Here is a 26152-nt window from a genome sequence, read left to right on the forward strand (position 1 = left end):
TGGAATCATGTGCCGGAAGGGCGTTGCGCCTCACGCGCCCGTCACCTTCACCGAGGCGTTGGGGGCGATCTTCACGGCCTTCGTGTCGGTCACGTAGCGCTCCACCAGCTCCCACACCGGCGGGCCTTCCACATTCTGGGCGATGGAGGCCCAGCCGGCGACCGTATAGGCCTTGTCGGCCTCCAGCGGCTTGCCGGTCTTGAGGAAGGTGAGGTCGGAGATGCGTTGGCCCGAGCCCTTCGACACGTCGATGGCGTAGCCCACCCCGCCGACGCGCACCATGTCGCCGCCGCCCTGAAAGTAAGGATCGGGATTGAAGATGTTGTCGGCCACATCCTCCAGCACATCCTTCAGCTGCTTGCCGGTCATGGTGTTGCGGTAGCAGGCGGGATAGGTGATGGCGGTGGCGTTGGCCACGGCATCGAAGGTGATGGGATCGCCCGGCAGCAGCGTGCCACCCCAGCGGAAGCCGGGGGAGAGGGCGATCTCCGCGTCGCGCTCCTTCATGATCGCATCGCAGATCATGTCGTCGAACGTGCCGTTGAAATTGCCGCGACGGTAGAGAAGGCTGTCGGCGCGGCCGAGTTCGCGGGCGAGATCCTTCGCATAGGGCGCGCGGATGTCCGTCACGAGCTTCGCCATCTCCGGGTCCGGCGCGATGACGTCCGAGAACACCGGGATGAGCTGGAAGCGATAGCCGGTGACCTTCTTGTCCTTCACGTCGAGATCGAGGCGGGATACGAACTTGCCGTGGGAGCCGGTGGCCACCAGCAGCGTCTTGCCCACCTCCACCGCGCGCGGCATGGCATCATGGGTATGGGCGGTGAGGATCACGTCGATGCCGGAGACGCGGGACGCCATCTTGCGGTCCACGTCGAAGCCGTTGTGGGAGAGCACCACCACCGCATCGGCCCCGCCGGCGCGGGCGGCGTCCACCTGCTTCTGCATGTCCTCCTCGCGGATGCCGAACTCCCAGTCCGGGATCATCCAGCGCGGGTTGGAGATGGGGGTGCGGGGGAAGGCCTGGCCGATGACCGCCACCTTCGCGCCGCCCTTCTCGAAGGTCTTCGCTGCGTCGAACACCGGCTCCTGCCACTCGGCGGAGCGCACGTTCTGGGCGAGGAAGGCGAAGGGCGCCTTCTCCTTGATCTCGGTCACGCGGTCGGCGCCGTAGGTGAATTCCCAGTGGCCGACCATGGCGTCCGTGCCGAGGGCGGAGAACACCTTCACCATGTCCTCGCCCTGCGTCTTCAGGGAGGACCAGGAGCCCTGGAGCCCGTCGCCGCCGTCCAGCAGCAGCACCTTGTCCGCGCCGCGCTCGGCCCGGATGGCCTTCACCAGAGTGGCGATGCGGTCCACGCCGCCCATGCGCCCATAGGTGTGGGCAAGCTGGGTGAAGTCTTCGGAGGTGAGGGAATAGGCGTCGCGGGTGCCGCCCTTCAGTCCGAAATACTTGAGGAAGGCTGCATCGGTGAGGTGCGGCGGCACGCCCCGGGCCTCGCCCACGCCGAGATTGATGGAGGGCTCGCGGAAATAGAGCGGCACGAGCTGGGCGTGGATGTCGGTGATGTGCAGGATGGTGAAGGTGCCGGCATTGCCGAACTTCAGCAAATCCGCCTGGCTCAGCGCCTGCGCGCCGACCGCCTGCGCCAGCCCGGTGCCGGAGGCGGCGAGCAGGCCGGCGAGGGCCGTTCCGGCGGACAGAAAATCGCGCCTTGAGATCATGAGGGCCACGCTTTCTCAGGTCATGGCGGGAGCGCCCACCGGATCGCGAGATCCGATGGCACGTCCACCGACAACAACGGAACAATGCGAGGGGCGTCGCCTCAGGCGACGGTGAGCTTCGCGGTGGCCTTCTGCTCGGCGCCGCCGTCATCCTTCCAGGTGAAGGTGAACTCGCCGCTCTCCTTCGCCTTGAAGAAGAAGGACTGGTAGGGGTTCGCCGAAATGGAGGTGAACCACTCCGCGGTGAAGAAGGGCTTGCCGTTGAAGGCGGCCTGGAAGGCGTTGATGATGTCGCGCGGCACGGTCTTGCCGGCGGCATCCTTGCGCTGGCCGCTTTCCATCTCGTGCGAAATCAGGGTCTTGATCTCGATGATCTCGCCCGCCTTGGCCTGGGCAGGCACGCGCACGCGCGGCTGGGACTTGAGGGCCATGGGTTTCCTCCGGTTTCTGCTCGGCGGCGCTCCGGCGCGCGCCTGTTCTGTTCTTTTGTGTGTTCGGGCCGTGATTCGACTGTCGTATCAGCCGCCGCAGCCGCCGATGGTGACTTTCACCTGCACCTTGGCCGAATAGAGCTGTCCGTTGGACATCTCCGCCACGGCGATGACGTTCTGCGTCTGCGCGAGGCGCATGCGGGTGGAGGCGGAGGCTTTTCCGCTCTCGGGGGTGAAGTGATAGGTCACCACCTGCGGCAGCGGATTGCCGTCGGCGAAGACATGGACGGACTTCACGAAATCCGCCTCGGTCATCGGGCTTTCCACATCGATGTTGATCGGCACGACGAGGCCGTTCTCGGCGATCTCGGGCATGTCGAGCTTGATCTTACCCTCGCCCATGGTCTTGCCGGCGAACAGCTTCTTCATTTCGTCCGCCACCTGCGCCTCGGTGGCGAGCGCCATGCGCGGTGCCAGCACGGCCGCGAATGCGGCGAGGCCGGCGAGCTTCAGCGCGCGGCGTCGCGTAGAGACAAGGGTGACGTCGAGACGGGGCGGCATGCGTTTTCCTCCTGGCACGACCGGCGCTTGAGGGCCGGCTTTTGGCGTTGTTCTTGTTGAATCTCGTCCCCGTGACGGCGGTGGTCTCGGCGGATCAATTTCACATATTGTGATATCGAATTTTTTGAATGTAAAGTAGCTCCTATCCGCCGATCGCATCCATCTATGAGGGATGGAGCGTCGCAGGTGGATCGCCGCGGCTCAAGGGCTTCAACGAGAAGGCCCCAGGCCCCGGACGTCTCGCTGGGGAGGATACATGCGACCCAAAGCCACGATTCTCACATGCCTGTGCGCCCTCGCTCTGGCGCTCTTGCCCTTCGTCACGGCCCGCGCGCAGGAGGACGCGAGCGAAAAGGAGATCGAGCGCTACCGCGCCATGATCAACGATCCCATGGCCAATCCCGGCTATCTCGCCGTGGACCGCGGCGAGGCCATCTGGGCCGATCCGCGCGGCACCAAGAACGTCTCGCTGGAGGCCTGCGACCTCGGCCAGGGGCCGGGCAAGCTGGAAGGCGCTTACGCCGCTTTGCCGCGCTATTTCGCCGACGCCGGCAAGGTCATGGACCTCGAACAGCGCCTCTTGTGGTGCATGGACAAGATCCAGGGCGTGGACATCAAGCCCATCATGGCCAAGCCCTTCTCCGGCCCCGGCCGCGGCTCGGACATGGAGGATCTCGTCGCCTTCATCGCCAACAAGTCCAACGGCATGAAGATCGACATCCCGCTTGCCCATGCCAAGGAGAAGGAGGCCTATGCCATCGGCGAGGCGCTGTTCTACCGGCGCTCGTCCATCAACGACTTCTCCTGCTCCACCTGCCACGGCGACCCCGGCAAGCGCATCCGGCTCCAGGGCCTGCCGCAGCTCGACAAGCCGGGCAAGGACGCCCAGCTCACCATGGCCTCCTGGCCCACCTACCGCGTCTCCCAAAGCTCGCTGCGAACCATGCAGCACCGGCTGTGGGACTGCTATCGCCAGATGCGGATGCCCCCGCCGGACTATGCCTCGGAAGCCGTCACCGCGCTCACCGTCTTCCTGCAGGCGCAGGCGGCCGGGGGCGAGCTGAACGTGCCGTCCATCAAGCGCTGAGGGGAGGAAGAGCCATGAATAAAATCATCATCGCCGCGGCGCTTCTTCTTCCGCAGGTCGCCGCCGGAATCGCGTTCGCCCAGCAGATCCCCCCTGCCCCGCCCGCCGTGGTGGACAAGGTGGTGAAGGAGAGCTTCACCAAGCTGCCCGACGGCTGGGCCGCCCGGCTCGTGCCCGACGAGACCATGGAAATCTGCTCGGTCACGCGCAACCAGCCCTCCGCCAAGCAGGCCGAGGCCATCATGGCCCGCGAGGCCAAGACCGTGAAATATCCGCAAGGCAGCGTGCTCGGCGACTGGAAGAAGGGCGCGGAAGTCGCGCAGAACGGACGCGGCGGCCAGTTCTCCGACCCGCCCGGCACGGTGAGCGGCGGCAATTGCTACGCCTGCCACCAGATGGACCCGAAGGAAGTCAGCTACGGCACTCTCGGCCCGAGCCTCGTCAACTACGGCGCGGAGCGGAAATTCTCCGCCGAGGACGCCAAGGCCGCCTATGCCAAGGTCTACAACGCGCAGGCCGTGTTCGCCTGCTCGCCCATGCCGCGCTTCGGGCATAACGGCGTGCTCAGCGAGGAGCAGATGAAGGACGTGGTGGCCTATCTGTTCGATCCGAACTCGCCGGTGAACAAGCCGGCCAAGTGATCGGCCAAGTGACGGGAAAGGCGGGGGCGCTCCGATGCCCCCGCCTTTCCCTTTTCAGCCCTTGCCCTGCCGGCCGAGCCACGCATCGAACGGCTCGCGCGCATAGGCGCCTTCGGCCACATAGCGGAACAGCGCGGAGAATTCCGGGCGCGGCAGCAGGCCCGGCATGCGCGCGACTTCCCTGGGCTTTCCGTCCACCTCGGCGAAGAACTGGAAGGTGGGCGTGGCGCGGATGCGCTCGCGCTGGCCGAGCGCCTTCTCGCTGAGCTTCGCGCCATCGAGAAACGTCACCTCCCGCGCGCCGAACAGATCGAGATGCACGATGTCGAACGCCTCCCTGATGGGCGTCTCGATGGCCGGATCGGCGAAATAGACGGTGTGCAATTCCTTGCAATAGATGCAGCCGCGCTGGCTCCACTGCAGCGCGAAGCCGCGCCCCTTCCCGCGCGCGGCGGCGAAGTCTTCCGGCAGGTCGAGGAAGCTGTCCACATACCAGTCTTCGGTATAGAGCCCGTCGTCGCCGAGGTGCGCCTTGGCCTGCGCGGCGGCGGGTACGAGCGCCGCAAGCCCCGCCGAAGCCTTCAGGAGGCGCCGGCGGCTAAGCGTGAGGTCTGCCATGGGGAGGTCCTCCTGTCCTATCCGATGGTGCCGAGGCCGGGCGCGGCGTCCAGCAGCCATTGGGCGATCTCGGGCATGAAGCCGGTCATGAAGGCGATGCCGGTGAGGATGAGCAGCCCGCCGGCGATCTTCTCCACGAGGCCGAGCCGGCTGCGCGCCGCCCGCGTCCAGGCGAGGAACCGCTCGGTGAAGGCCGCGGCGATGAGAAAGGGAATGCCGATGCCGGCAGCATAGATGGCGAGCAGCAGCATGCCCCGCCCCACCGATGCCTCGGCCCCGGCGACGAGCAGGATCGCCGCCAGCACCGGCCCGACGCAGGGCGACCAGCCGAAGCCGAAGGCGAGCCCCACCACGTAAGGTCCGATGAGCCCCGCCGGCCGCGCCATGGGCTCCAGCCGCGCCTGCCTATAGAGCAGCGGGATGCGGATGAGCCCCGTCATGTGCAGCCCGAACACCACCAACAAGGCGCCGGAGAGCAGCGTCAGGGTCTCGATATGATCCATCAGCACCCGCCCCAGCGAAGAGGCGGTGGCCCCGAGCAGGATGAAGACGGAGGCGAAGCCGAGGACGAACAGCAAGGCCGCGCCGAGGATACTGCGCCGTACGGGCGTGGTGCCCTCCCCGTCCTCCGCCGCCGCGCCCGCGAGGAAGCCGAGATAGGCCGGCACCAGCGGCAGCACGCAGGGCGAGGCGAACGAGAGGAGACCGGCAAGGAACGCCCCTGCGAGGCTGACATCGAGAGACATGCTCCTCCCCGATCGTTGGAAACCGCGTCGGTTCAAGGTGCGCGGATTGGTCCTTGCCCAAGATATATGCGAATGCGATAATATGTCTTGTGAAATCCACGTCTGGATTGTGAATTCATGCGCCCTTCAGCGGTCCTGATGCTCGCGGCCGGCCTCATCACGGCCGGTCTTTCGGTGTTTCTCGCGCCTGCTGCCTCGGCGCGGGAGCTGCTGATGTTCGAGCGCAAGGGCTGCGCCTATTGCCTGAAGTTCGACCATGACGTGGCGCCCATCTACGAGAAGACCGACGAGGGGCAGCGCGCGCCGCTCCGCCGGGTGGACCTCTCCAGCGGTGCGCCGGGCGACGTGGTGCTGGCCGCGCCGGTGCGCTTCACGCCCACCTTCGTGCTGGTGGACGAGGGGCGCGAAGTCGGGCGCATTACCGGCTATGCTTCAGATGAAGCATTCTGGGGCCTGCTCGGCTCGATGCAGAACACGATACAGGACAGGATGGCAGGCGCGCGGCCGTGAGGCCGCCCCGCCAGGATTGAGAAGGCAGGCACATGTCGATCGTTTCCAGGCGCCTTGAGGACGAGCTGCGGGAAGGCCCGGAGATTTCGCCCGAGCTCGACCGCCTCATGCGCAACGCCCGCAAGGCGAGCGACTTCCTCAAGGCGCTCTCCCACGAGAACCGCCTGCTGCTGCTGTGCCTGCTGGCGGAGGGCGAGCGCTCGGTGACGGAGCTGGAGAACATCCTGTCCCTGCGCCAGCCCACGGTCTCCCAGCAGCTGGCGCGCCTGCGCCTCGACGATCTCGTCACCACGCGGCGCGACGGCAAGACCATCTATTACAGCCTCGCCAACGATGATGTCCGCCGGGTGATCTCGGTCATCTACGACATGTATTGCGGCACGCCCGCATCGGACGCAAAGTAAGCTCAGTAAAAATGCGCCGGGCCGGCGACGGGACGCTCCATAAGTCCCGCTCCGGCCATCTCAGGGAGGAAGGCGCGCAATGGATGTTTCAAGCCCCTGGTGGACCGCGCTGGCCGGTCTCGCCGTGGGCGGGGTGGTCGGCTTCGCCGTGTTCCGCGCCCGCCTGTGCACCTTCGGCGCGCTGGAAGACGCCATGGTGGGCCACGACTGGCGCCGCATGAAGGTGTTCGCGCTCGCCCTCGGCCTCGCCGTGCTGGGCACGCAGGCCCTCACCATGGCCGGCATTCTCAGCCCCGACCGCACGAACTACGTCACCACCGCCCTACCCTGGCTCGGCATCCTCACCGGCGGCGTGCTGTTCGGCCTTGGCATGGCGCTGGTGGGCACCTGCGCCTTCGGCTCGCTGGTGCGCCTGGGCTCGGGCGACCTGCGCAGCCTCGTGGTGCTGCTGGTGTTCGGCGCGGTTGCCTACGCGACCTTGCGCGGCATCTTCGCCGGCATCCGGGTGGACGGGCTGGAGCGCGTCGCCCTTCTGCTGCCGGCCGGTACCGCCAGCGACCTGCCCTCCATCATGGGGCGGCTCACCGGGCACGATTTCAGGGGCATCCTCACCGCCGTCGCGGGCGTCGCGCTGGTGGCGCCGGCCTTCGCCGACCGCAGGCTGCGTCGCGCCGGACGGCTGATGACAGCGGGGGTGATGCTGGGCCTCGGCGTGGTCGCCGGCTGGCTCGCCACCACCTGGCTGGTGGATGAATTCGCCCACCCCATGGCGCCCCAGAGCCTCACCTTCGTCTCGCCGGTGGCCCGCGCTTTGTTCGGCGTGCTGTTCGAGCCCACGAGCCTCGCCGAGTTCGGCGCCGGCAGCGTCTTCGGCGTCGCCCTCGGCGCCTTCGCCGCCGCCCGCCTCGCGGACGAATTCCGCTGGGAAGCCTTCGACGACCCGCGCGAAATGAAGCGCCATCTGCTCGGCGCGGTGCTCATGGGCTCCGGCGGCATCCTCTGCGGCGGCTGCACCATCGGGCAGGGGCTGACGGCCGGCTCCCTCTTCGCCTTGTCCTGGCCGCTCGCGGTGGCGGGGATGGCGGTCGGCGCGCGGCTCGGCATCGCGCTGCTGATGGAAGGCTCGCTCACCGGCTTTGTGCGCCAGAGCGTGGCCGGCCGCTTCGGCTTCCACAACAAGCCCTGAGGACGCGCCTCAGGCGGCGGCGCGCGGCCACACGATGGTCGCCCTCAGGCCGGCGCCATCGCGGCGGTTCTCCAGCGTGAGCCGGGCACCGGCGCGGGCGGCGGCCATGGTGGCGATGGTGAGCCCGAGGCCGCTTCCTGCCCCGCTGCGGCTGCGGCCCCGGTAGAAGCGGCGCGTCACCAGCGGCAGTTCGTCCTCGGGAATGCCCGGCCCCTCATCCTCCACGCACAGCCCGCCGGCGCAGGGACGCCACGCGATGGCGCCGCCGGCCGCATGTTCGACGGTGTGCTCCACCGCGTTCTCGTGCAGGTTCCGCAGCATCAGATGCAGCGCCTCGCGGTCGCCCTTCAGCTTCACGGTGTCGAGGGCGTCATCCACCACCACATGCGCCGTCCCGGGCTTCGCCGTCTGGCGCACAATGTCGCGCAGCAGCGCCCCGGCCTCCGTCTCACCGGAGGCTTCCAGCGGCGGGGACGGTGTGCCTTCCAGCTTGGCCAGCGCCAGCAACTGCCGCACGAGGCGGGTGGTGCGGTCCACCGAGACGAGGATCTGCCGCAGCGCGCCTTCCCGCGTCGGCGCGTCGTGCGCCGCCAGCGCGATCTGGGCCTGCGTCTTCAGGCCGGCGAGGGGCGTACGCAATTCGTGGGCGGCGAAGGCGGTCACGTCGCGCTCCTGCCGGCGCGCGGCCTCCACCTTGGCGAACAGGCCGTTGATGGCCTCCAACAGCGGGCGAATCTCGGCCGGGGCCGCGGCGGGCGCCACGGGGCGCATGTCCTCGCCGTCGCGGGCGGCGATGTCGCCGGCCACCGCATGAAGCGGCGCGAGCCCCCGGCCGACGCTGATCCAGATCAGCAGGCCCAGCAAGGGCACGATGAAGATCACCGGCGCCAGCAGTCCCGCCACCAGATCGCGCACCAGCCGGTCGCGCAGGCCGATGCGGTCGCCCACCATCACCCGCACGCCCTTGTCCGGATCGAGGATGGTGTAGACCCGCCAGGGCTCGCTATTCACCGTGCGCTCGGAGAAGCCTTCCGCCGGCCCCGCCAGCGCCTCCTCCGGCGCGCCGCCGGATTTCGCGACGAGGCGCCCGTCCAGCGACCAGATCTGGCACGAGAGCTGGCGCTCGTAGCCGGCCTCCGGCGGAACTGTCGCCTGCGCCACGGCCTCGGCGGCCGCGATGTTGCCGCCGGCCACCAGCGAATGGACCATGCGCGCCGCCTCCTGCAGGCGGGTGTCCAGCACATGCTCCAGCTCGCTGCGGCTGGAGGCGTAGATCCAGCCGGTGGCGCACAGCCAGATGACGCCGGTTGCCGCCAGCAGGATCAGCACCAGCCTGCGCTTGAGCGAGCTCATGCCGGCCCCCTGACGCGATAGCCGAGGCCGCGCACGGTCTCGATGGTCTCGCGGCCGACCTTGGCCCTCAGATTGTGGATGTGCACCTCGACCGCGTTGCTCTCCACCTCCTCCTGCCAGCCGTAGAGCCGCTCCTCGATCTCCATGCGGGAGCGGATCACGCCGGGCCGCTCCATGAGCGTGGAGAGCACCGCGAACTCCCGGCGCGACAGGGCGATGGACTGCCCGTCCAGCGTCGCCGCGAGGGTGGCGGGATCGAGCACCAGCGCGCCCACCTTGAGCAGCGGGCCGGCCCGGCCGTGGCCGCGGCGGGCGATGGCGCGCACGCGGGCGTTCAGTTCGTCGAGGTCGAACGGCTTGCCGAGATAGTCGTCGGCGCCGCCATCGAGCCCGCGCACCCGGTCCGGCGCCTCATCGAGGGCGGTGAGCAGCAGCACGGGCGTCGCATCGCCCTGCGCGCGCAGGGCGGCGAGCACGTCGAGGCCGGAGCCGTCCGGGAGCATCACGTCGAGCACCACCGCATCGAAGCGCGCGGCCGCGAGCGCCGCCCGCGCATCGGCGCAGGTCGTCGCATCGTCCACCGTCGCCCCGGCGAGGCCGAGCCCCACCTTGAGGCCGTCCATCAGGATCGGATCGTCCTCGACGACCAGTATGCGCATCACACCGCTCTCCTTGCCCCTTCCCTTCTACCCCGACCTTAAGGCCCGCTTAAGGTGGGCATCCGAGGGAGCGGTCATGGTCGCGAACACGCCCCGCTCCCCCCTCTCCCCCCTCCGCCGCGCGCTCGCCGTGCTGGCGCTGGCCGTGCTGGCGGCCACCGGCGCCGCCCCCGCGCTGGCGCAGGGCCGCATCCTGAAGGCCGACGAGGCCTTCACCGTTTCGGCAACACGGGGGACGGACGGCAACCTCTCCCTGAACTGGCGCATCGCGCCGGGCACCTATCTCTATCGCGAGAGCCTGAAGGCCGGGAAGGACGGCGCCGCCGTGCCCCTCGCCTTGCCGCCGGGCGAGGAGAAGGATGATCCGAATTTCGGGCCGGTGGAGATCTATCACCGGTCCGTCACCGCGCAGGCCACCGGCCTGCCGGCGACGGGGGCGCTGGACATCTCCTTCCAGGGCTGCGCCGAGCAGGGGGTCTGCTACCCAGCCGTGACACGGCGGGTGGATCTGGCGACCCTCGCCATCACCGCCGCCCCTCCGCGCGTCGAAGCCGCGCCCGTGGAGCAACCGGCCTCCCCGGCCGCAGCGCCCGAGACCCCAGCGCAGCCCGGCGCCATGGATGCGCTGTTCCACAGGGGCCTGCTGCCCCTCCTCGGCGCCTTCTTCGGCCTCGGCCTGCTGCTCGCCTTCACGCCCTGCGTCTTCCCCATGCTGCCGATCCTCTCCGGCATCCTCGCGGGCGGCGGAGCAAAGCCGACGCCAGCCCGCGGCCTCGCCTTGTCCGGGGCCTATGGGGTGGCCATGGCCGCCGCCTATGGCGTGCTCGGCATGGGCGCAGCCTGGACCGGCGCGAACCTTCAGGCGGCGTTGCAGACGCCATGGGCCATCGGCCTGATGGCCGCCGTGTTCGTCGGGCTGGCCGGCGCCATGTTCGGCCTGTTCGATCTCGCCGTCCCCTCCGGGCTGGCGGCGCGGCTGCCGTCGGGCGGGCGCGGTTCCATTGCAGGGGCGGCGGGGCTCGGCTTCGCGTCGGCGCTGGTGGTGGGGCCGTGCGTGACCCCGCCGCTCGCCGCCGCCATGCTTTATGCGGCGCAGACGGGCGATGCCGCGCGCGGCGCCTCCGCCTTGTTCATGCTCGGCCTCGGCATGGCGGCGCCGCTGGTGGCGGTGGGTGCGTTCGGCGCGCAGATCCTGCCGCGCTCGGGACGCTGGCTTGTCGCCATCAAGCAGGGCTGCGGCGTGCTCTTCCTCGCCATCGCCGTCTGGCTCGCGACGCGCGTGCTGCCCGATGCCGCCGGCCTTGCCCTCTACGGCCTGCTCGCCATCGGCCTCGGCGTATTCGCCGGCGGCTTCGATACGCTGACCTCCGACGCCGGCCCCGGCCACCGGATCGGCAAGACGGCCGGCATCGCCGCCGTGGCGTGCGGGCTCCTGCTGCTGGTCGGCGCGGCCGGCGGGGCCAGCGATCCGCTGCGCCCCCTCGCCTTCCTCGCCGCACCGGCCCGCCCGGCCACTGCGGAGGCACGGGAGGTGCGGGTGTCGTCCCCCGCGGCGTTGACGCAGGCGCTTGCCGCCGCCGGTCAGGACGGCCGGCCCACCCTCGTCTCCTTCACCGCCGACTGGTGCACGGTCTGCAAGTCCAACGAGGCGGCGATGGCCGCACCGGCCGCCGCCGCGCGCCTGTCGGGGCTTGATCGCATCGCCGTGGACGTGACCCGGTATGGCGACGGCGCGCAGGCCCTCATGGGCCGCTACGCGGTGATCGGCCCGCCGACCCTGTTCCTCCTCGATCCCACCGGACGCGAGGTGCCGGGCTCGCGCCGCGTGGGCGCGCTCACCCTTGCCGACATCGACCGCCTCGCCCTTGAGGCAGGGCTCTGACCCCATGACCGAAGGACACCCCATGCAACGCAGGGACTTCATCCGCATCGCCGCACTCACGGCGCTTGTACCGGCCGTGCTGGCGCGCGCAGGCACCGCCTGGGCGGACGGGGTGGACGTCAATGCCATCCTCCGCGACCCGGCCGCGCCGACCTTCGGCAATGTGGAGGGCGACGTCACCATCGTCGCCTTCCTCGACTACAATTGCCCCTTCTGCAAGAAATCGGCGCCGGACCTTGCCCGCGTGGTGAAGGAGGACGGGCACATCCGCCTCGTCTACAAGGACTGGCCGGTGCTCACCGAGGCCTCGGTCTACGGCGCGCAGCTGGCGCTGGCGGCCACCTATCAGGACCGCTACGAGGCCGTCCACAACGCGCTGATGGCCATCCCCGGCCGCCGCATCGACGAGCCGACCATGCTGAAGGCGGTGGCCGGCTCGGGCGTCGACCTGGACCGGCTGATGGCGGATCTCAAAGCCCACATCGCCGACATCGGCGCGCTCCTGAAGCGCAACGCCGCACAGGCGGATTCCCTCGGCCTCAGCGGCACGCCCACCTATCTGGTCGGCCCGCTGCTCGCCTCCACCCTTGACTACTCAAGCTTCAAGCGCGCCGTGGCCGAAGCCCGCCGCCGCCAGACCGCAGGGGAGTGAGCCGGCCTTGGATTCCCTTCCCGCGTCCCCCCTGCTGTCCCGCCGCGGTCTCTTCACCACCCTCCTCCTGCCGCTGGCCCTCGGGGCCTGCGTGACCACGCAGGACGAGATGCCGGTGAAGGCACCGCGCGTCGCCCCGGCCGATGCCGCGCGCTATGGCGCGCTTGAGGACGGCGGCTTCCGCATTCCCGCCGCCGATCCGGACGACATCAAGCCGCGCAACGTCCGCCAGCTGGTGAGCAACCCCACCGGACAGGAGCCGGGCACGCTGGTGGTCGATCCCCGGAACCGCTTCCTTTACCTCGTGCAGGAGAACGGCAAGGCGCTGCGCTACGGCGTGGGTGTCGGCCGCGAAGGGCTGGAATTCTCCGGCACCGCGAACGTGGGCAACAAGCGCGAATGGCCGAGCTGGCGGCCCACCGACGCCATGATCGCGCGCGAGCCCGCCAAGTATCGCCCCTGGGCCGGCGGCATGGCCGGCGGCGAGACCAATCCGCTCGGCGCCCGTGCGCTTTATCTCTTCAAGGACGGCAAGGACACGCTCTACCGCATCCACGGCACCAACGAGCCCTGGACCATCGGCGAGGCGGTCTCCTCCGGCTGCATCCGCATGATGAACCAGGACGTGATCGACCTGTACCGCCGCGTGCCCAACGGCACGAAGGTGGTGGTGCTTCCCGTCTGAGCTTTTCCAACCCATCCCCTTTCCACCCGTCCATTGTCCCGCGACGGGGGGATGCGCGAGCGCCCGGACCCTGCACGGTCCGGGCGCTCGTTGTTTCAGGGGGTCAGTAGCGGGCGTCCGCCGGCTTCTTGTCCTTCGGCCAGTCGTTCACCTTGGGGGCGAAGTCCGGCCGAGGCATGTGGCTGAAGTATTCGGCCACATCCACCGCCTCCTGATCGGTGAGGCCGCCCTGGCCCAGCGGGAAGCCGCCGTGGAAGCCGATGGGCATGTTGCGCTTCACGAACGCCGCTGCCGTGTACGTGCGCGCCATACCCGCGCCGATGTTGAAGGACTGGTCGCCCCACAGCGGGGGATAGACGAAGGCGCCGGCGGCGTCCTTGATGCCCTCCCCGTTGCCGCCGTGGCAGACGGCGCACTGGGCGGCGTAGACCTTGGCGCCGTTCTCGGTGTCCGGCTTGATCTGCTGGCTGATCTTGCCGACGCCGCGGCCCTCCACCTTGTCCTCGGGCTTGGTCTCCCGCTTCATCCAGTCGAAATAGGCGACCATGGCCTTCATGTCGTCGCCGTCCTTGGCGAGCGGCTTGCCGTTCATGGAGCGCAGGAAGCAGCCGTTGATGCGGTCCTCCAGCGTGATCTCCCGCCCGGCCCGCGGCGCATAGCTCGGGAAGAAGGCGGAGACACCCACATAGGGCGAGCCGTCGGCCACCGTGCCGGCATTGAGGTGGCAGCTGGAGCAGTTCAGCACGTTGCCGACATTCTTCGGCAGCAGGGTGTGCGTCTCGGTGTTGAGGCGCATGCCGCGCACCAGCTGGGTGGCGTTGGGCTCGTTGAGCACGTCGGCGATGCGCGGGGTGTCGAAGGGCCGGGTGTCCACCTTCGGGTCGAGGGTGGCGCGCGCCGCCTTCACCTCGCCGGCCGTCACCGGTGCCGCCCCGCCGCCCCAGCTGGTGCGGACGAAGGAGAGGATGTCGGCGATCTCGTCGTCGCCCAGCCGGGCGAAGCCGGGCATGGTGAAGACGCGGGCATGGGCCTGCGTCTGCGCCGTCGCCCAGCCGGTCAGGGTGATGTGAACCAGCGTCGAGGGGTCCTTGGCCGCGACGGTCGGATTGCCGGCGAGGGGCGGGAACACCTTGGCGACGCCAGCGCCGTTGAGGCGATGGCAATCGGCGCAGAACTGGGCATAGGCAAGCCCGCCCCGGCTGGTGAACATGGCCGCGGGAACCGCCGAAGCCACGCCCGTGTCCGGCGTCGCCGGGCGCGGTGCGCGCGGCTGGTCGGTGGGCAGACCGCCGAGATAGGTGGCGATGGCCACAAGATCCGGGTCGGTGAAGTTCTGGGTGGAGTTGTGGATCACCTCGGTCATGGAGCCGGAGACGGTGCCGAAGCGGTTCTGGCCGGTCTTCAGCAGCTCCACCGTGTCATCCACGTCGCCGAGGCCGCGCAGATTGACCGCGTTCCACTCCTCCACCTTGGAGCCGGAGAGGAACTTGTCGCCGCCGCCGCCGGCATCGCCCATGGCGAGTTCCTGGAAGCCGATGCCGCGCGGCGTGTGGCAGGCGCCGCAATGGCCGAGGCCCTGCACCAGATAGGCGCCGCGGTTCCACACCTCACCCTTGCCCGCATCGGCGACGAAGGGATGGCTGTCGAGGAACATCTGGTTCCAGAACGCCAGCGTCCAGCGCTGGTTGAAGGGGAAGCCGATGCCGGACGGCCTGTTGAGGCTGTCCACCGGGGTCACGCCCTTCATGAGGTAGACGTAGAGCGCATACATGTCGTCCGGCGACATCTTCGCGTAGGACGGGTACGGCATGGCCGGGTACACGTGGGTGCCGTCGGCGGTCACGCCCTTGCGCATGGCGCGGTCGAAGGCGCCGAAGCTGTAGCGGCCGATGCCGGTCTTGGGATCGGGCGTGATGTTGGTGGAATAGAGCATGCCGAACGGCGTCTCCAGCCCGCGCCCGCCGGCCATGGGCTTGCCGTCCGCCGTGGTGTGGCAGGCGACGCAGTCGCCCAGCTCTGCGATGTACTTGCCGCGCGCGACCAGCTCCGCGTCCGCCGCCTGCGGCAGCGCGCGGCCGCCATCCTCAATGCGCGGCGGGGTGACGACCCACCAGAACACGGCCGCGCCAACCACCGCGACGCCGGCTGCGGCCGCCGCGATTTTCTTCAATCGCGGCCTGCGCCGGATTGTCCCTTCGTCGTTCATGGAACGACCTCCTGTCATGGCCGGCGCCCCGAACGCGCGCACGAACCCCTCCGGAGAAACGGCATCCCGTCCCTCCGGCGATTCGCGGCTGCTTTCGCACCGCCTTCCAAGTCCCGCGCGACGACACTACAGCCGCACCGCAACAGGGCATTGACGCACCGCAACTGTGAAATTCCCGCCCTTGCCTTGCGGCGCCGCCACGGCCGCCTATCTGGACGGGAGAAAGGAGCGGCCGCAGGCGAACCGGATCCGGCGCCCGGCGGCCGTCATCAACATCATGTCCGACAAGATCATCATCCCCTGCCCCCATTGCGGGCAGCTCAACCGCCTGCCCGCCGAGCGGCGCGGCGGCGGACGGTGCGGTTCCTGCGGGCAGGCCCTGTTCACGGGCCATCCCGTGGCGCTCACCACGGCGGCGTTCGACCGGCAGATCGGCTCGGACGACCTGCCGGTGCTGGTGGACTTCTGGGCCGGCTGGTGCGGCCCCTGCCGCGCCATGGCCCCGGCATTCGAGGCCGCCGCAGCGGCGCTGGAGCCCCGCGTGCGGCTGGCCAAGGTGGACACGGAGGCCGAACCGCAGCTTGCCGCCCGCTTCCAGATCCGCTCGATCCCGACGCTGATCCTGTTCCGCGGCGGCCGGGAAATCGCCCGCCAGAGCGGCGCCCTTTCCGGCGGGCAGATTCGCGCCTTCGTGGAGCAGCACGCCGCCAGCGCGGCACGCTGAGCCATAACGGAGCCCGTGCGCGGTCGGAGCCGCGCTCAGTGGCAGGTTCCGGCCTGATCGCTGCCGGCCGCTTTCGCCACACGAACGATGGCCTCCGCCACCACGCGGTGGAGGCTCGCCGGCACATGGTGGCCCATGCCGTCGACCAGCAGGAATTCAGCGCTAGGGATCGAAGCCGCGGTGTCGGCGCCGCAGGCCGGCGGGATCAGGGGATCGCACGCGCCGTGGATGACCAGCGCGGGCACGGCGATGGTCGCGAGCCGGGCGCGGCGGTCCCCCGCCACGGCCATGGCGGCGAGCTGCCGGCCCGTGCCGCCGGGATCATGGGCGCGGCGCGCCTCCTCCAGCACAAGGCGGCCATGCGCGCCTTCGTCCACCGGATGCGCCGGACCGGCGATGCGGCGGGCGAAGGCGAGGCTGTGGGCCAGAAAGCCGGCTTCGTCGCGGGCGGGATCGGGCGCGGGGCGCATCATCATGGCCAGAACGTCCGGCGCGGCTTGGGGCAGCGCCGGATTGCCGGTGCCCGACATGATCGAGGTGAGGGACAGCACCCGTCCGGGGTGCTCGCTCGCCATGATCTGCGCGATCATGCCGCCCATGGACTGGCCGACCACATGCGCCCGCGGAATGGCCAGGGCATCGAGCAGGCCCATCGCGTCGGCCGCCATATCGGCGAGGGTATAGGGAACGTCCGGCCGCCGCCCCGCCATCAGCGCGGCGACGAGGGCGCCGAGGTCCGGCGGCGTGTGCTGGCCAAGATGGGTCGAGCCGCCGGCATCGCGATTGTCGAAGCGGATCACGCGAAAGCCCTGCCCCGCGAGGGCGGCACAGAACGGCTCGGCCCAGCGGATCCTCTGAACGCCGAGACCGGCGACCAGCAGGATCGCCTCGCCATCCTGCGGGCCGAAGCTGTCGAAGGCGATGTCGAGACCGTTGGCTTTCACGAGGGGCATGGCGACGTCCGGGAGAGGGCCCGCCATTAATACCCGGACGAAATTATAGTCAATATTACCCGGATCAAATTTTCGGACCGGCCTGCCCCAGCACCATCGCCAGCGTATCGGCGACGCTGCGCTCGAGGGTGCCGCCCGGTCCTTCCGAGAGGGCCGGAAGCTCCAGCACGTCGCGCAGGATCCCGACGCCCATCAGCAGCGCCGCCGCCAGCGCCGCACGCTGGGTGGCGTTGGTGTCGAGATGCGCGCCCAGCGGCGTCACGAACTCCTCCATCACCGCCGTGCGCAGCACCGCCGCCGCCTTCGGGCTGGTCAGGGACCGGATCAGGATGTCCATGGGCCGGACGGTCGCGTCCGGCTCGTCTTCAGCCAGCAGATGGGCCGCCAGCATCCGGGCCGGGTCGGCACCGAGCGCGTCGAAAATCTTGTCCATCTGCACGGCGCACTTCAGCGCTTCGTGAAACAGCTGCTCCTTGGAGCCGAAGGCGCGGTGCACGTAGGCGACGTCCACGCCCGCGTCGGCGGCGATCTCGCGCAGTCCGGTCTCGTCGTAGGACTGCCGCGAGAAGCGCGCGACAGCCGCCGCCAGAATGCGCTCCCGCCCGGAGGCGGGCGCCGAGCTGTCACGGGTCTTGGTCATCACATCCGTCCTCATCCGGCCTCAAGGCGTAGGAGGTCGCGGGCATCTGGTCAACACCCGTTGACTTTCACCCGCGGCTCGCGCTACAGGGATAGCAGAACCGAGGGGCGCAAGGTTCCGGAGCGGAGATTTTCATGCCTGTGCACCGGCGCGCGCGCCCCGGACATGCGTCCCCTCGAGATGAGCCCCCAGGACATCGGTCCCTTGGAGATCCGCACCCTGGACACTTGCCACCCGATTGCGCCGCAGGGCGCGGCGGCGGCGCGGTGCGCCGGGTCTTGAACAGAACGGCCTGATTTCTCATGCAATTCCCGTATCGCGCGCCGGCGGCGAACACCGGAGCGGGCGTTCGTTCGCCTGCGCGACGGCCGATGGCCGCGCTGATCTGCATCTTCGCCCTCTCGGGCCTGCTCGCCGCCTGCGACGGACAGGGAACCCCGAAGGACGCGTCCCACCCGACACCCGAGGCAGGGCGGCCCGCGTTCGTGGTCCGGGCCACGGCCGTCGCGGTCACGAACCGCACCACCTCCGTCTCGCTGACGGGGGATGTCGAGGCCAAGGTGCTCACCCAGCTGTCCTTCCGGGTCGGCGGGCGGGTCACGGAACGCCTGGTGGACGTGGGCGCGCACGTCGCCGCCGGCGATCTGCTGGCGCGGATCGATCCCACCGAGCAGCAGGCCGAACTCGACGCCGCCACGGCCGCCGTCTCCGCCGCCGAATCCCGGCTGCGCGTCGCCAATGCCAATTTCCAGCGGCAGTCGACGCTGCTCGCCAAGGGCTACACCACCCGCGCCGCCTACGATCAGGCGACGGAGACGGCCGGCGCGGCGGAAAGCGCGCTGGAGACCGCGCGCGCCCAGCTGGGAACGGCGCGGGATGCGCTGGGCTACGCCGAGCTGCGGGCCCGCGCGGCCGGCGTCATCACCGCCCGCACCATCGAGGTGGGGCAGGTGGTGCAGCCCGCCCAGCCGGCGTTCACGCTGGCCGAGGACGACACGCGCGACGCGGTGTTCGACGTCTACGAGACCTTCTTCCACAACAGCGACACCGACCGCATCAGGGTCTCGCTCGTCTCCGATCCCAAGGTCGTCGCGGACGGGCGCGTGCGGGAAGTGTCGCCGGTCATCGATGCGACCACCGGCACCGTGCGGGTGAAGGTGGCCATCGACGCGCCGCCCGAAGCCATGCCCCTCGGCAGTCCGGTGACCGGAACCGTGATGTGGAAGGCGAAGCCGCGCATCGTCCTGCCCTGGAGCGCGCTGGCCTCCGATGGCGGAGACCCAGCGGTCTGGCGGATCGATCCGAAGACCCATGCGGTATCCCTCGCCAAGGTCGTCGTGGACGCCTTCGAGACCGGCTCCATCGTGATCTCCTCCGGCCTCGCGCCGGGCGACCTCGTGGTCGTGGACGGCGCCAAACGCCTCAGCACCGGCCAGACCGTCGACTACACACTGGAGAGCGGCTCGTGAGACATGCCCATCTGATGCTGGTGCTCGCCGCGACGGCCGCCCTCGCCGGCTGCGGCGAGCAGGCGGCCGCTCCCGCCGTTCCGCCGCGTCCGGTGCTGACGGCGGTGGTGCAGCCCATGTCCCGCGAGGTGCTCGAAGTGGCGGGCACCATCGAGCCGCAGGTGCAGACGGACCTCAGCTTCCGGGTGCTGGGGCGGCTGCTCGTGCGGTCGGTGAACGTGGGCGATGTGGTCGCGAAGGACCAGGTCGTCGCCGCCATCGACGACACCGCCCTGAAGCTCTCGGTGCGGTCCGCCCTCGCGGAGGTCGCCAACGCCCAGGCCCAGCTCACCAACGCCTCCGGCACGGAGGACCGCCAGCGGACCCTTCTGGAGACCGCGGCCACCAGCCGGGCGACGTTCGAGACCGCCGAGCAGGGCCGCTCGGCGGCCGAGGCGTCGCTGGCTCGCGCCCAGGCGAACCTCGTCAAGGCGCGCGAGCAGCTGGGCTACGCGCAGCTCAAGGCCGAGTTCGCCGGGGTCGTCACGGCGGTCGGCGCGGAGCTGGGACAGGTGGTTTCCCCCGGGCGCAGCGTCGTCACCATCGCGCGGCCCGACATCCGCGAGGCGGTGGTGGATATCGGCGAGGACTTCATCGGCGATATCAGGATCGGATCGCCGTTCCAGGTCAGCCTCCAGCTCGACGGGGCGCCCGTCGTGACCGGCCGGGTGCGGGAGATCGCGCCCCAGGCCGACAGCGTGACCCGCACCCGCCGCGTGCGCATCACCCTCGACCATCCGCCCGCGGTGTACCGGCTCGGCTCAACCGTCGCGGCGCGTCCCGCCGACACTCTTGCGGCCGACCTGTTGATTCCGGGCTCTGCGGTGTTCACCCGCGACGGCAAGTCCTTCGTCTGGTGCGTCGCGGCGGACGGCCGGACGGTGCACGCGCAGCAGGTCACCGTGTCCGCCGCCTCCGGCGACAAGGCGCGCGTGACCTCGGGATTGGCAGCAGGAACGCGCCTCGTGACAGCGGGCGTGCACAGCCTGTCCGAGGGCCAGAAGATCCGTCTAGAGCAGGATGTCCAGCCGTGAAGTCGTTCAACCTGTCCGACTGGGCGCTCGAGCATCGCTCGCTCGTCTGGTACTTCATGCTCGCCTTCGTCCTCGCGGGCTTCCTGTCCTACCTGCAGCTCGGCCGCGAGGAGGACCCCGCCTTCACCATCAAGACCATGGTGATCCAGGCGCAATGGCCCGGCGCCTCGGCTCAGGAGATGACGCGGCAGGTCACGGACCGCATCGAGAAGAAGCTCGAGGAGCTGGAGGCGCTGGACTACACCCGCAGCCTCACCGTGCCAGGCGAGACGACGATCTTCGTCAACCTGCGCGACACCACCAAGGCCCGCGATGTGGTGCCCACCTGGCTGCAGGTGCGCAACATGGTCAACGACATCCGCGGCACCTTCCCGCAGGGGGTGACGGGGCCGCAGTTCAACGACCGGTTCGGCGACGTCTACGGCAACATCTACGCCTTCACCAGTGACGGGCTGACCCAGCGCCAGCTGCGCGACCGGGTGGAGGAGGTGCGCGCGCAGGTGCTCACGGTGCCCAATGTGGGCCGCGTGGACATCATCGGTGCGCAGGACGAGGTGATCTTCCTCGAATTCTCCACCCGCAAGATGGCCGCCCTCGGCATCGACCAGCGCGCCGTCCTCACCTCGCTCCAGGCGCAGAACGCGCTGGTACCCTCCGGCGTGCTGCAGGCCGGGCCGGAACGCATCGCCGTGCGCGTCAACGGGCAATTCACCTCCGAGGAGAGCCTCAAGGCCATCAACCTCCGGATCAACGGCCGCTTCTTCCCCTTGACCGACGTCGCCACCATCCGGCGCGGCTATGTGGACCCGCCGCAGGCGCTGTTCCGCTTCAACGGCGAGCCGGCCATCGGCCTCGCCATCGGCATGAAGGCCGGCGCCAACCTGCTTGAGTTCGGCGAGGCGCTGAAGGCGGAGATGGCGCGCATCGAGGCCGACTTGCCGGTGGGCGTCGGCGTGCATCTCGTCTCCGACCAGCCGCAGATCGTGGAGGAGGCCGTGGGCGGCTTCACCCGCGCCCTGGTGGAGGCGGTGGTGATCGTGCTCGCCATCAGCTTCGTCAGCCTCGGGTTTCGGGCGGGGCTGGTGGTGGCGATCTCGATCCCGCTGGTGCTCGCCATCACCTTCATGGTGATGGCCTATTCCGGCATCTCGCTCCAGCGCATCTCGCTCGGCGCGCTCATCATCGCCCTCGGCCTCTTGGTGGACGACGCCATGATCGCGGTGGAGATGATGGTGGCGCGGCTGGAGGCCGGCGACACGCTCAGGAAGGCCGCCACCCACGTCTACACCTCGACGGCGTTCCCCATGCTGTCGGGCACGCTGGTGACGGTGGCCGGCTTCATCCCCATCGGCCTCAACAGCTCCAACGCCGGCGAATTCACCTTCACCCTGTTCGTCGTCATCGCCGTGTCGCTGCTGGTGTCGTGGCTGGTGGCGGTGCTGTTCACCCCGCTGCTCGGCGTCGCCATCCTGCCGAAGAGCCTGCCGCATCATCAGGAAGGCGGCGGCCGCTTCGCCCGTGCGTTCGCCTGGATCCTGAAGCGCGCCATGCTGTGGCGCTGGACCACCATCGGCGTGACACTGCTCGTCTTCATCCTCTCCATCGCCGGCATGGGCCTCGTCCAGCAGCAGTTCTTCCCGTCGTCCGACCGCCGCGAGCTGATCGTCGACTGGAACCTGCCGCAGAACGCCTCCATCGCCGAGACCAACGCCCAGATGGCGCGCTTCGAGCAGGAGGCGCTGAAGGGCAATCCCGACATCGACCACTGGTCCACCTATGTGGGCACGGGCGCCCCGCGCTTCGTGCTGCCGGTGGACGTGCAGCCGGCGGACGTGGCGTTCGGCCAGACCATCATCGTCACCAAGGGGCTGGAGGAGCGCGACCGGCTGAGGGGGCAGTTCCAGGCCTATCTCGACAAGACCATGCCGGGCACCGACGCCTTCGTGCACTTCCTCGACATCGGCCCGCCGGTCGGCCGCCCGGTGCAGTATCGGGTGAGCGGGCCGGACATCCAGAAGGTGCGCACCATCGCCCTCGACTTCGCCAGCGTCATGCGCAGCAATCCGCACCTCGGCAATGTGGTGTTCGACTGGATGGAGCCCGCCCGCGTCATCAAGGTGGACGTGCTCCAGGACAAGGCGCGCCAGCTGGGCGTGACCTCCGAGGACATCGCCGGCGCGCTCAACGGCGTGCTGGACGGCACGGCCATCACCCAGGTGCGGGACGACATCTATCTCGTGACCGTGCTCGGCCGCGCCAATGCGCAGGAGCGCCAGTCCATCGAGACCCTGCGCGACCTTCAGCTGCCCGGCTCGGGCGGGCGCTCCGTGCCCCTCGCGGCGGTGGCGACCCTGCGCTACGAGATCGAGCAGCCCACCATCTGGCGGCGCTCGCGGCTGCCGACCATCACGGCGAAGGCCGGCATCATCGATGCGGTCCAGCCGAACACGGTGGTGGAGCAGCTCACGCCCGCCGTCGCGGCCTTCAACACGAAGCTGCCGCCCGGCTATAGTGTCGTCATCGGCGGCGCGGTGGAGGAGAGCCAGAAGAGCCAGGCCCCCATCCTCGCGGTGATGCCGCTGATGCTGTTCATCATGGCCACCATCCTGATGATCCAGCTCCAGAGCTTCCAGCGGCTGGTGCTGGTGTTCGCCGTGGCCCCGCTGGCGCTCATCGGCGTGGTCGCCGCGCTGGTGCCGAGCGGCGCGCCGCTGGGCTTCGTCGCCATCCTCGGCGTGCTGGCGCTCATCGGCATCCTCATCCGTAACTCGGTGATCCTGATCGTCCAGATCGAGCATCTGCGGGCCGAGGGCCACCCGCCGTGGGAGGCGGTGCGGGAGGCGACGGAGCACCGCATGCGGCCCATCATGCTCACGGCGGCGGCGGCGAGCCTCGGCCTCATTCCCATCGCCCGCGAGGTGTTCTGGGGGCCCATGGCCTACGCCATGATGGGCGGCATCATCGTGGGAACGGTGCTGACGCTCCTGTTCCTGCCGGCGCTCTATGTGGCCTGGTTCCGCATTCCCGCACCGAAGGCCGGGGATGGCTCGCAAGACCCCGACGCGACCGGCGCGCACACCGGGTGAGCCGGGGGGCGGCGCATCATCGGGCCACCGGACCGGCCGGCCCGATGCGTTGCCCCGAACCCGGATCGAACAGGTGCAGCCGCTGCGCCGGGCAATGGAAATCGAGGCGGGACCCCAGCGCGAAACTCGCCGGCAGCGTGCGCACCGAGAATGCGGCGCCGGTCTCGAGGCGCCCCACCAGAAGCACCTCGGCGCCCATCGGCTCCACCGTGTCCGGGGTGAAGCCCAGGGCCAGCCCGTCGCCGTCGGGGCGCCCGCCCGCCGCATCCTCGGGACGGATGCCCACGAGCACCGGCCGTCCGTTCCCCGTGTCGCCAGTCTCCAGTCGCACCCGTCCATCGGCGTCGAGCCATCCGGGAAGCAGGTTCATGGGCGGATCGCCGATCAGCTCCGCGACAGCGGTGTCGGCCGGGCGGGCGTAGATCTCCATGGGCGGTCCGAGCTGGGCCGGACGGCCCTCGTTCAGCACCAGAATGCGATCGCCGAGGCTCATCGCCTCATGCTGGTCGTGGGTCACATAGAGGCTGGTGACGCCAAGGCGGCGTTGCAGGCGCTTGATCTCGGCACGCATGGAGGTGCGCAGCCGCGCGTCGAGGCTGGACAGGGGCTCGTCGAACAGGAACAGGCGCGGCTTGCGCACCACCGCCCGGCCGATGGCCACGCGCTGGCGCTGGCCACCGGACAGCTCGCGCGGCTTGCGGCCCAGCAGCGGCGAAATGTGCAGCATCTGGGCGGCCTCCTCCACGCGCGCGGCGATCTCGGCGCGCGGCAGGCGGCGCACCTTCAGCCCATAGGCCATGTTGTCGAACACGCTCATGTGCGGATAGAGCGCATAGTGCTGGAACACCATGGCGATGTCCCGCGCGGCGGGATCGCGCGCGGTGATGTCCTCGCCATCCAGCATAATCCGGCCGGAACTCGGCTGCTCCAGACCGGCGACGAGCCGCAGAAGCGTGGACTTGCCGCAGCCCGACGCCCCGACGACCACCACCATTTCGCCCGGCGCCACATCGAGGTCGATGCCCCGCAGCACCTCGGTGCGGCCGAAGCTCTTGCGCACCTGATCGAGGACCAGCCCGGCCATCAGCGTTCGCTCTCCGTAAGGCCCTTCACGAACCATCTGAGCATGGCCAGAACCACCAGCGTGGGCGGCAGCATGGCGAGGATGGCGGTCGCCATCACCTCGTTCCAGGCGGTGCGGGATTCCGGGCCGATCATGCGCACAATGCCCACCGTGATGGTGTCGAGCCGCGGGTCGGTGGCCACCACCAGCGGCCACAGATACTGGTTCCAGCCGTAGACGAACAGGATCACGAACAGCGCCGCCATGTTGGTGCGCGACAGCGGGATCAGCACGTCCCGCAGGAACCGCCAGGGACCGGCCCCATCCATGCGGGCAGCCTCCACGAGTTCGTCGGGCACCAGCACGAAAGCCTGCCGGAACAGCAGGGTCGCCGTCGCCGAGGCGGTGAGCGGCAGGACGAGGCCGGCGAAGGTGTTCACCATGCCGAAATCCGCCACCACCGCGAAGGTGGGGATGATGCGCACCTCCACCGGCAGCATGAGGGTGATGAACAGCAGCCAGAAGCACAGCATGCGGCCCGGGAAGCGGAAGAAGGCCACCGCATAGGCCGAGAGCAGCGAGACCGCGATCTTGCCGGCGGCGATGGCGAGCGCCATGGCGAAGGAAAGCGCCAGCATGCGCCACACGGGCACCCCGCCCGGCGCGGGCGAAAGCAGGCGCGGATAGATCGCGAGGCCTTCGAGGCGCGGCATGAGGCCGATATCGCCCCGGTTGATGGCGCCGCTGTCCAGCGTCGACCCCACGAACACCAGCCAGATGGGCAGCAGGAACAGGGCCGTGCCCATGAGCAGCACCGCGTGCGCCAAGAGATTCCCGGCCCCCAGATTTCCGGCCAGCAGATTTCCCCGCAGCCGGGCGCGCAGATCCGATGCCCCCGTCATCGCCCGCCCCGCCGCCGAAGGAAGTGGAACTGCAGCGCCGTCAGCCCCATGACGAGGGCCATCAGCACCACTGACTGGGCTGCGGAGGCCCCGAGGTCCAGATTGACCACGCCGTCGCGATAGACCTTCACCATCAGGGTCTGCGTCGCCCGGCCCGGTCCGCCCTGCGTCAGGGCCTCGATGGTGCCGAAGGTCTCGAAGGCGGAATAGACGAGGTTCACCACCACCAGGAACGCGAGCGTCGGCGCGAGCATGGGCAGAAGGATGGTGCGGAACCGCCGCCACCCGCGCGCCCCGTCCATCCGCGCGGCATCGATGATGGTACGCGGGATGGATTGGAGGCCCGCGAGGACGAAGATGAAATTGTAGCTCACCTGCCGCCACGCGGAGGCGCCGACCACGGCGATCATGGCCTGCGTGTCGTTCAGCTTGTAGTTCCAGGCGATGCCGAGATGCTTCAGGAGGCCGGCGACGCCGCCGATCTGCGGATGGAGCAGCAGCGCCCAGATCACGCCCGCGGCCGCCGGCGCGACCGCATAGGGCCAGACCAGCGCCGCCCGGTAGGCGCCCCGCCCGCGGATGTCCGCGTCGGCGAACACCGCCAGCAGGACCGCGAGGCCGAGCGCCAGCCCCGTCACCGCCCCGCAGAACACCAATGTGCGCCCGATGGCGGCGAGATAGAGCGGATCGGTGAAGAGCGCGGTGAAATTGTCGAGGCCCGCGAAGGTCTCGCTGAGGCCGAACGGATCGGCGCGCATGACGCTCGCGCGCACCGCCACCGCCGTCGGCCACAGGAACAGCAACACGGTCAGCGCCATCTGCGGCACCAGCAGCAGCGCGGGCGTCGTCCAGCCCGGAAAGATCGTTCGCCGCTCCATGTCCGGGCCGTGCTCCGC

General features: G+C 69.7%; 25 protein-coding genes. 12 read left to right on the forward strand and 13 right to left on the reverse strand.

Features of this window, described 5'->3' with window-relative positions:
* Positions 1-30: 30 nt before the first annotated feature.
* The 3 genes from soxB to soxY form a co-directional block, all read right to left on the reverse strand.
* Complete coding sequence (gene soxB / locus A37E_RS0104840; RefSeq protein WP_029555574.1) at positions 31-1725, reverse strand: thiosulfohydrolase SoxB; 1695 nt, start codon at positions 1723-1725, stop codon at positions 31-33.
* A 101-nt stretch (positions 1726-1826) separates the two neighbouring features.
* Positions 1827-2156, reverse strand: a complete 330-nt coding sequence (gene soxZ / locus A37E_RS0104845; protein WP_029555575.1) for a thiosulfate oxidation carrier complex protein SoxZ — start codon at positions 2154-2156, stop codon at positions 1827-1829.
* Positions 2157-2243: 87 nt separating this feature from the next.
* Positions 2244-2717, reverse strand: a complete 474-nt coding sequence (gene soxY / locus A37E_RS0104850; RefSeq protein ID WP_029555576.1) for a thiosulfate oxidation carrier protein SoxY — start codon at positions 2715-2717, stop codon at positions 2244-2246.
* Between the two features lie 256 nt (positions 2718-2973).
* Here soxY and soxA point away from each other — a divergent pair, with 256 nt between their 5' ends.
* Both soxA and soxX read left to right on the forward strand, forming a co-directional pair.
* Positions 2974-3804, forward strand: coding sequence for a sulfur oxidation c-type cytochrome SoxA (gene soxA / locus A37E_RS0104855; protein WP_029555577.1), 831 nt, complete (start codon positions 2974-2976; stop codon positions 3802-3804).
* A gap of 14 nt (positions 3805-3818) precedes the next feature.
* Entirely contained in the window at positions 3819-4445 is a 627-nt protein-coding gene (gene soxX, locus A37E_RS0104860; RefSeq protein ID WP_029555578.1) for a sulfur oxidation c-type cytochrome SoxX, read from the forward strand.
* Between the two features lie 54 nt (positions 4446-4499).
* Here soxX and A37E_RS0104865 read toward each other — a convergent pair whose 3' ends face one another.
* Positions 4500-5063, reverse strand: coding sequence for a thioredoxin family protein (locus A37E_RS0104865; protein ID WP_029555579.1), 564 nt, complete (start codon positions 5061-5063; stop codon positions 4500-4502).
* 17 nt (positions 5064-5080) lie between these two features.
* A complete protein-coding gene (locus A37E_RS0104870) occupies positions 5081-5809 on the reverse strand; it encodes a cytochrome c biogenesis protein CcdA (protein ID WP_029555580.1) in 729 nt (242 codons plus the stop codon).
* Between the two features lie 117 nt (positions 5810-5926).
* On the opposite strand from A37E_RS0104870, the gene A37E_RS0104875 reads away from it, so the two are divergent.
* The 3 genes from A37E_RS0104875 to A37E_RS0104885 all read left to right on the forward strand — a co-directional run bounded on the left by A37E_RS0104875 (position 5927) and on the right by A37E_RS0104885 (position 7909).
* Entirely contained in the window at positions 5927-6319 is a 393-nt protein-coding gene (locus tag A37E_RS0104875; protein ID WP_038192615.1) for a thioredoxin fold domain-containing protein, read from the forward strand.
* A gap of 32 nt (positions 6320-6351) precedes the next feature.
* Positions 6352-6723: a metalloregulator ArsR/SmtB family transcription factor gene (locus tag A37E_RS0104880; protein ID WP_024280680.1), complete on the forward strand. Its 372-nt coding sequence runs from the start codon at positions 6352-6354 to the stop codon at positions 6721-6723.
* Positions 6724-6802: 79 nt separating this feature from the next.
* The gene (locus A37E_RS0104885) at positions 6803-7909 is read left to right on the forward strand and encodes a YeeE/YedE family protein (RefSeq protein WP_024280681.1); all 1107 of its coding nucleotides are present in this window, start codon (positions 6803-6805) and stop codon (positions 7907-7909) included.
* A 9-nt stretch (positions 7910-7918) separates the two neighbouring features.
* Here the strand turns inward: A37E_RS0104885 and A37E_RS0104890 are convergent, their stop codons facing one another.
* Both A37E_RS0104890 and A37E_RS0104895 read right to left on the reverse strand, forming a co-directional pair.
* Positions 7919-9262: an ATP-binding protein gene (locus A37E_RS0104890; protein ID WP_029555583.1), complete on the reverse strand. Its 1344-nt coding sequence runs from the start codon at positions 9260-9262 to the stop codon at positions 7919-7921.
* Entirely contained in the window at positions 9259-9921 is a 663-nt protein-coding gene (locus tag A37E_RS0104895; protein WP_029555584.1) for a response regulator, read from the reverse strand. The genes A37E_RS0104890 and A37E_RS0104895 overlap by 4 nt, the downstream gene beginning before the upstream one ends.
* A gap of 76 nt (positions 9922-9997) precedes the next feature.
* Between A37E_RS0104895 and dsbD the strand changes: the two genes are divergently transcribed.
* The 3 genes from dsbD to A37E_RS0104910 all read left to right on the forward strand — a co-directional run bounded on the left by dsbD (position 9998) and on the right by A37E_RS0104910 (position 13140).
* Complete coding sequence (gene dsbD, locus A37E_RS0104900) at positions 9998-11803, forward strand: protein-disulfide reductase DsbD (RefSeq protein WP_051678787.1); 1806 nt, start codon at positions 9998-10000, stop codon at positions 11801-11803.
* A gap of 22 nt (positions 11804-11825) precedes the next feature.
* Positions 11826-12455: a DsbA family protein gene (locus A37E_RS0104905; protein WP_029555586.1), complete on the forward strand. Its 630-nt coding sequence runs from the start codon at positions 11826-11828 to the stop codon at positions 12453-12455.
* Positions 12456-12546: 91 nt separating this feature from the next.
* Entirely contained in the window at positions 12547-13140 is a 594-nt protein-coding gene (locus tag A37E_RS0104910) for a L,D-transpeptidase (RefSeq protein ID WP_245279430.1), read from the forward strand.
* Positions 13141-13243: 103 nt separating this feature from the next.
* Here A37E_RS0104910 and A37E_RS0104915 read toward each other — a convergent pair whose 3' ends face one another.
* The gene (locus A37E_RS0104915; RefSeq protein WP_029555588.1) at positions 13244-15346 is read right to left on the reverse strand and encodes a c-type cytochrome; all 2103 of its coding nucleotides are present in this window, start codon (positions 15344-15346) and stop codon (positions 13244-13246) included.
* A 277-nt stretch (positions 15347-15623) separates the two neighbouring features.
* Here A37E_RS0104915 and trxC point away from each other — a divergent pair, with 277 nt between their 5' ends.
* Positions 15624-16070: a thioredoxin TrxC gene (gene trxC, locus A37E_RS0104920; protein ID WP_029555589.1), complete on the forward strand. Its 447-nt coding sequence runs from the start codon at positions 15624-15626 to the stop codon at positions 16068-16070.
* A 35-nt stretch (positions 16071-16105) separates the two neighbouring features.
* Here the strand turns inward: trxC and A37E_RS0104925 are convergent, their stop codons facing one another.
* Positions 16106-17023: an alpha/beta hydrolase gene (locus A37E_RS0104925; protein ID WP_029555590.1), complete on the reverse strand. Its 918-nt coding sequence runs from the start codon at positions 17021-17023 to the stop codon at positions 16106-16108.
* Between the two features lie 64 nt (positions 17024-17087).
* Positions 17088-17663, reverse strand: a complete 576-nt coding sequence (locus tag A37E_RS0104930; RefSeq protein ID WP_038192618.1) for a TetR/AcrR family transcriptional regulator — start codon at positions 17661-17663, stop codon at positions 17088-17090.
* A 371-nt stretch (positions 17664-18034) separates the two neighbouring features.
* On the opposite strand from A37E_RS0104930, the gene A37E_RS0104935 reads away from it, so the two are divergent.
* From A37E_RS0104935 to A37E_RS0104945, 3 genes are read left to right on the forward strand one after another with little or no spacing between them, the layout of a single operon-like run.
* Positions 18035-19132, forward strand: a complete 1098-nt coding sequence (locus A37E_RS0104935; RefSeq protein WP_156026237.1) for an efflux RND transporter periplasmic adaptor subunit — start codon at positions 18035-18037, stop codon at positions 19130-19132.
* Positions 19133-19146: 14 nt separating this feature from the next.
* Positions 19147-20205, forward strand: a complete 1059-nt coding sequence (locus A37E_RS0104940) for an efflux RND transporter periplasmic adaptor subunit (protein WP_029555593.1) — start codon at positions 19147-19149, stop codon at positions 20203-20205.
* The gene (locus tag A37E_RS0104945; protein WP_029555594.1) at positions 20202-23291 is read left to right on the forward strand and encodes an efflux RND transporter permease subunit; all 3090 of its coding nucleotides are present in this window, start codon (positions 20202-20204) and stop codon (positions 23289-23291) included. The genes A37E_RS0104940 and A37E_RS0104945 overlap by 4 nt, the downstream gene beginning before the upstream one ends.
* Before the next feature lie 16 nt (positions 23292-23307).
* Here A37E_RS0104945 and ugpC read toward each other — a convergent pair whose 3' ends face one another.
* Genes ugpC through A37E_RS0104960 form a run of 3 tightly spaced genes read right to left on the reverse strand, consistent with a single transcriptional unit; the run spans position 23308 to position 26134 of the window.
* Positions 23308-24375 carry a sn-glycerol-3-phosphate ABC transporter ATP-binding protein UgpC gene (gene ugpC, locus A37E_RS0104950; protein ID WP_029555595.1) on the reverse strand — a complete coding sequence of 356 codons (1068 nt, stop codon included), beginning with the start codon at positions 24373-24375 and terminating at the stop codon, positions 23308-23310.
* Entirely contained in the window at positions 24375-25256 is an 882-nt protein-coding gene (gene ugpE / locus A37E_RS0104955) for a sn-glycerol-3-phosphate ABC transporter permease UgpE (protein ID WP_081837458.1), read from the reverse strand. The genes ugpC and ugpE overlap by 1 nt, the downstream gene beginning before the upstream one ends.
* Positions 25253-26134 carry an ABC transporter permease subunit gene (locus tag A37E_RS0104960; protein WP_029555597.1) on the reverse strand — a complete coding sequence of 294 codons (882 nt, stop codon included), beginning with the start codon at positions 26132-26134 and terminating at the stop codon, positions 25253-25255. The genes ugpE and A37E_RS0104960 overlap by 4 nt, the downstream gene beginning before the upstream one ends.
* Positions 26135-26152 lie beyond the last annotated feature (18 nt).

This window comes from Xanthobacter sp. 91 (genome assembly GCF_000702385.1).
Classification (GTDB): domain Bacteria; phylum Pseudomonadota; class Alphaproteobacteria; order Rhizobiales; family Xanthobacteraceae; genus Xanthobacter; species Xanthobacter aminoxidans.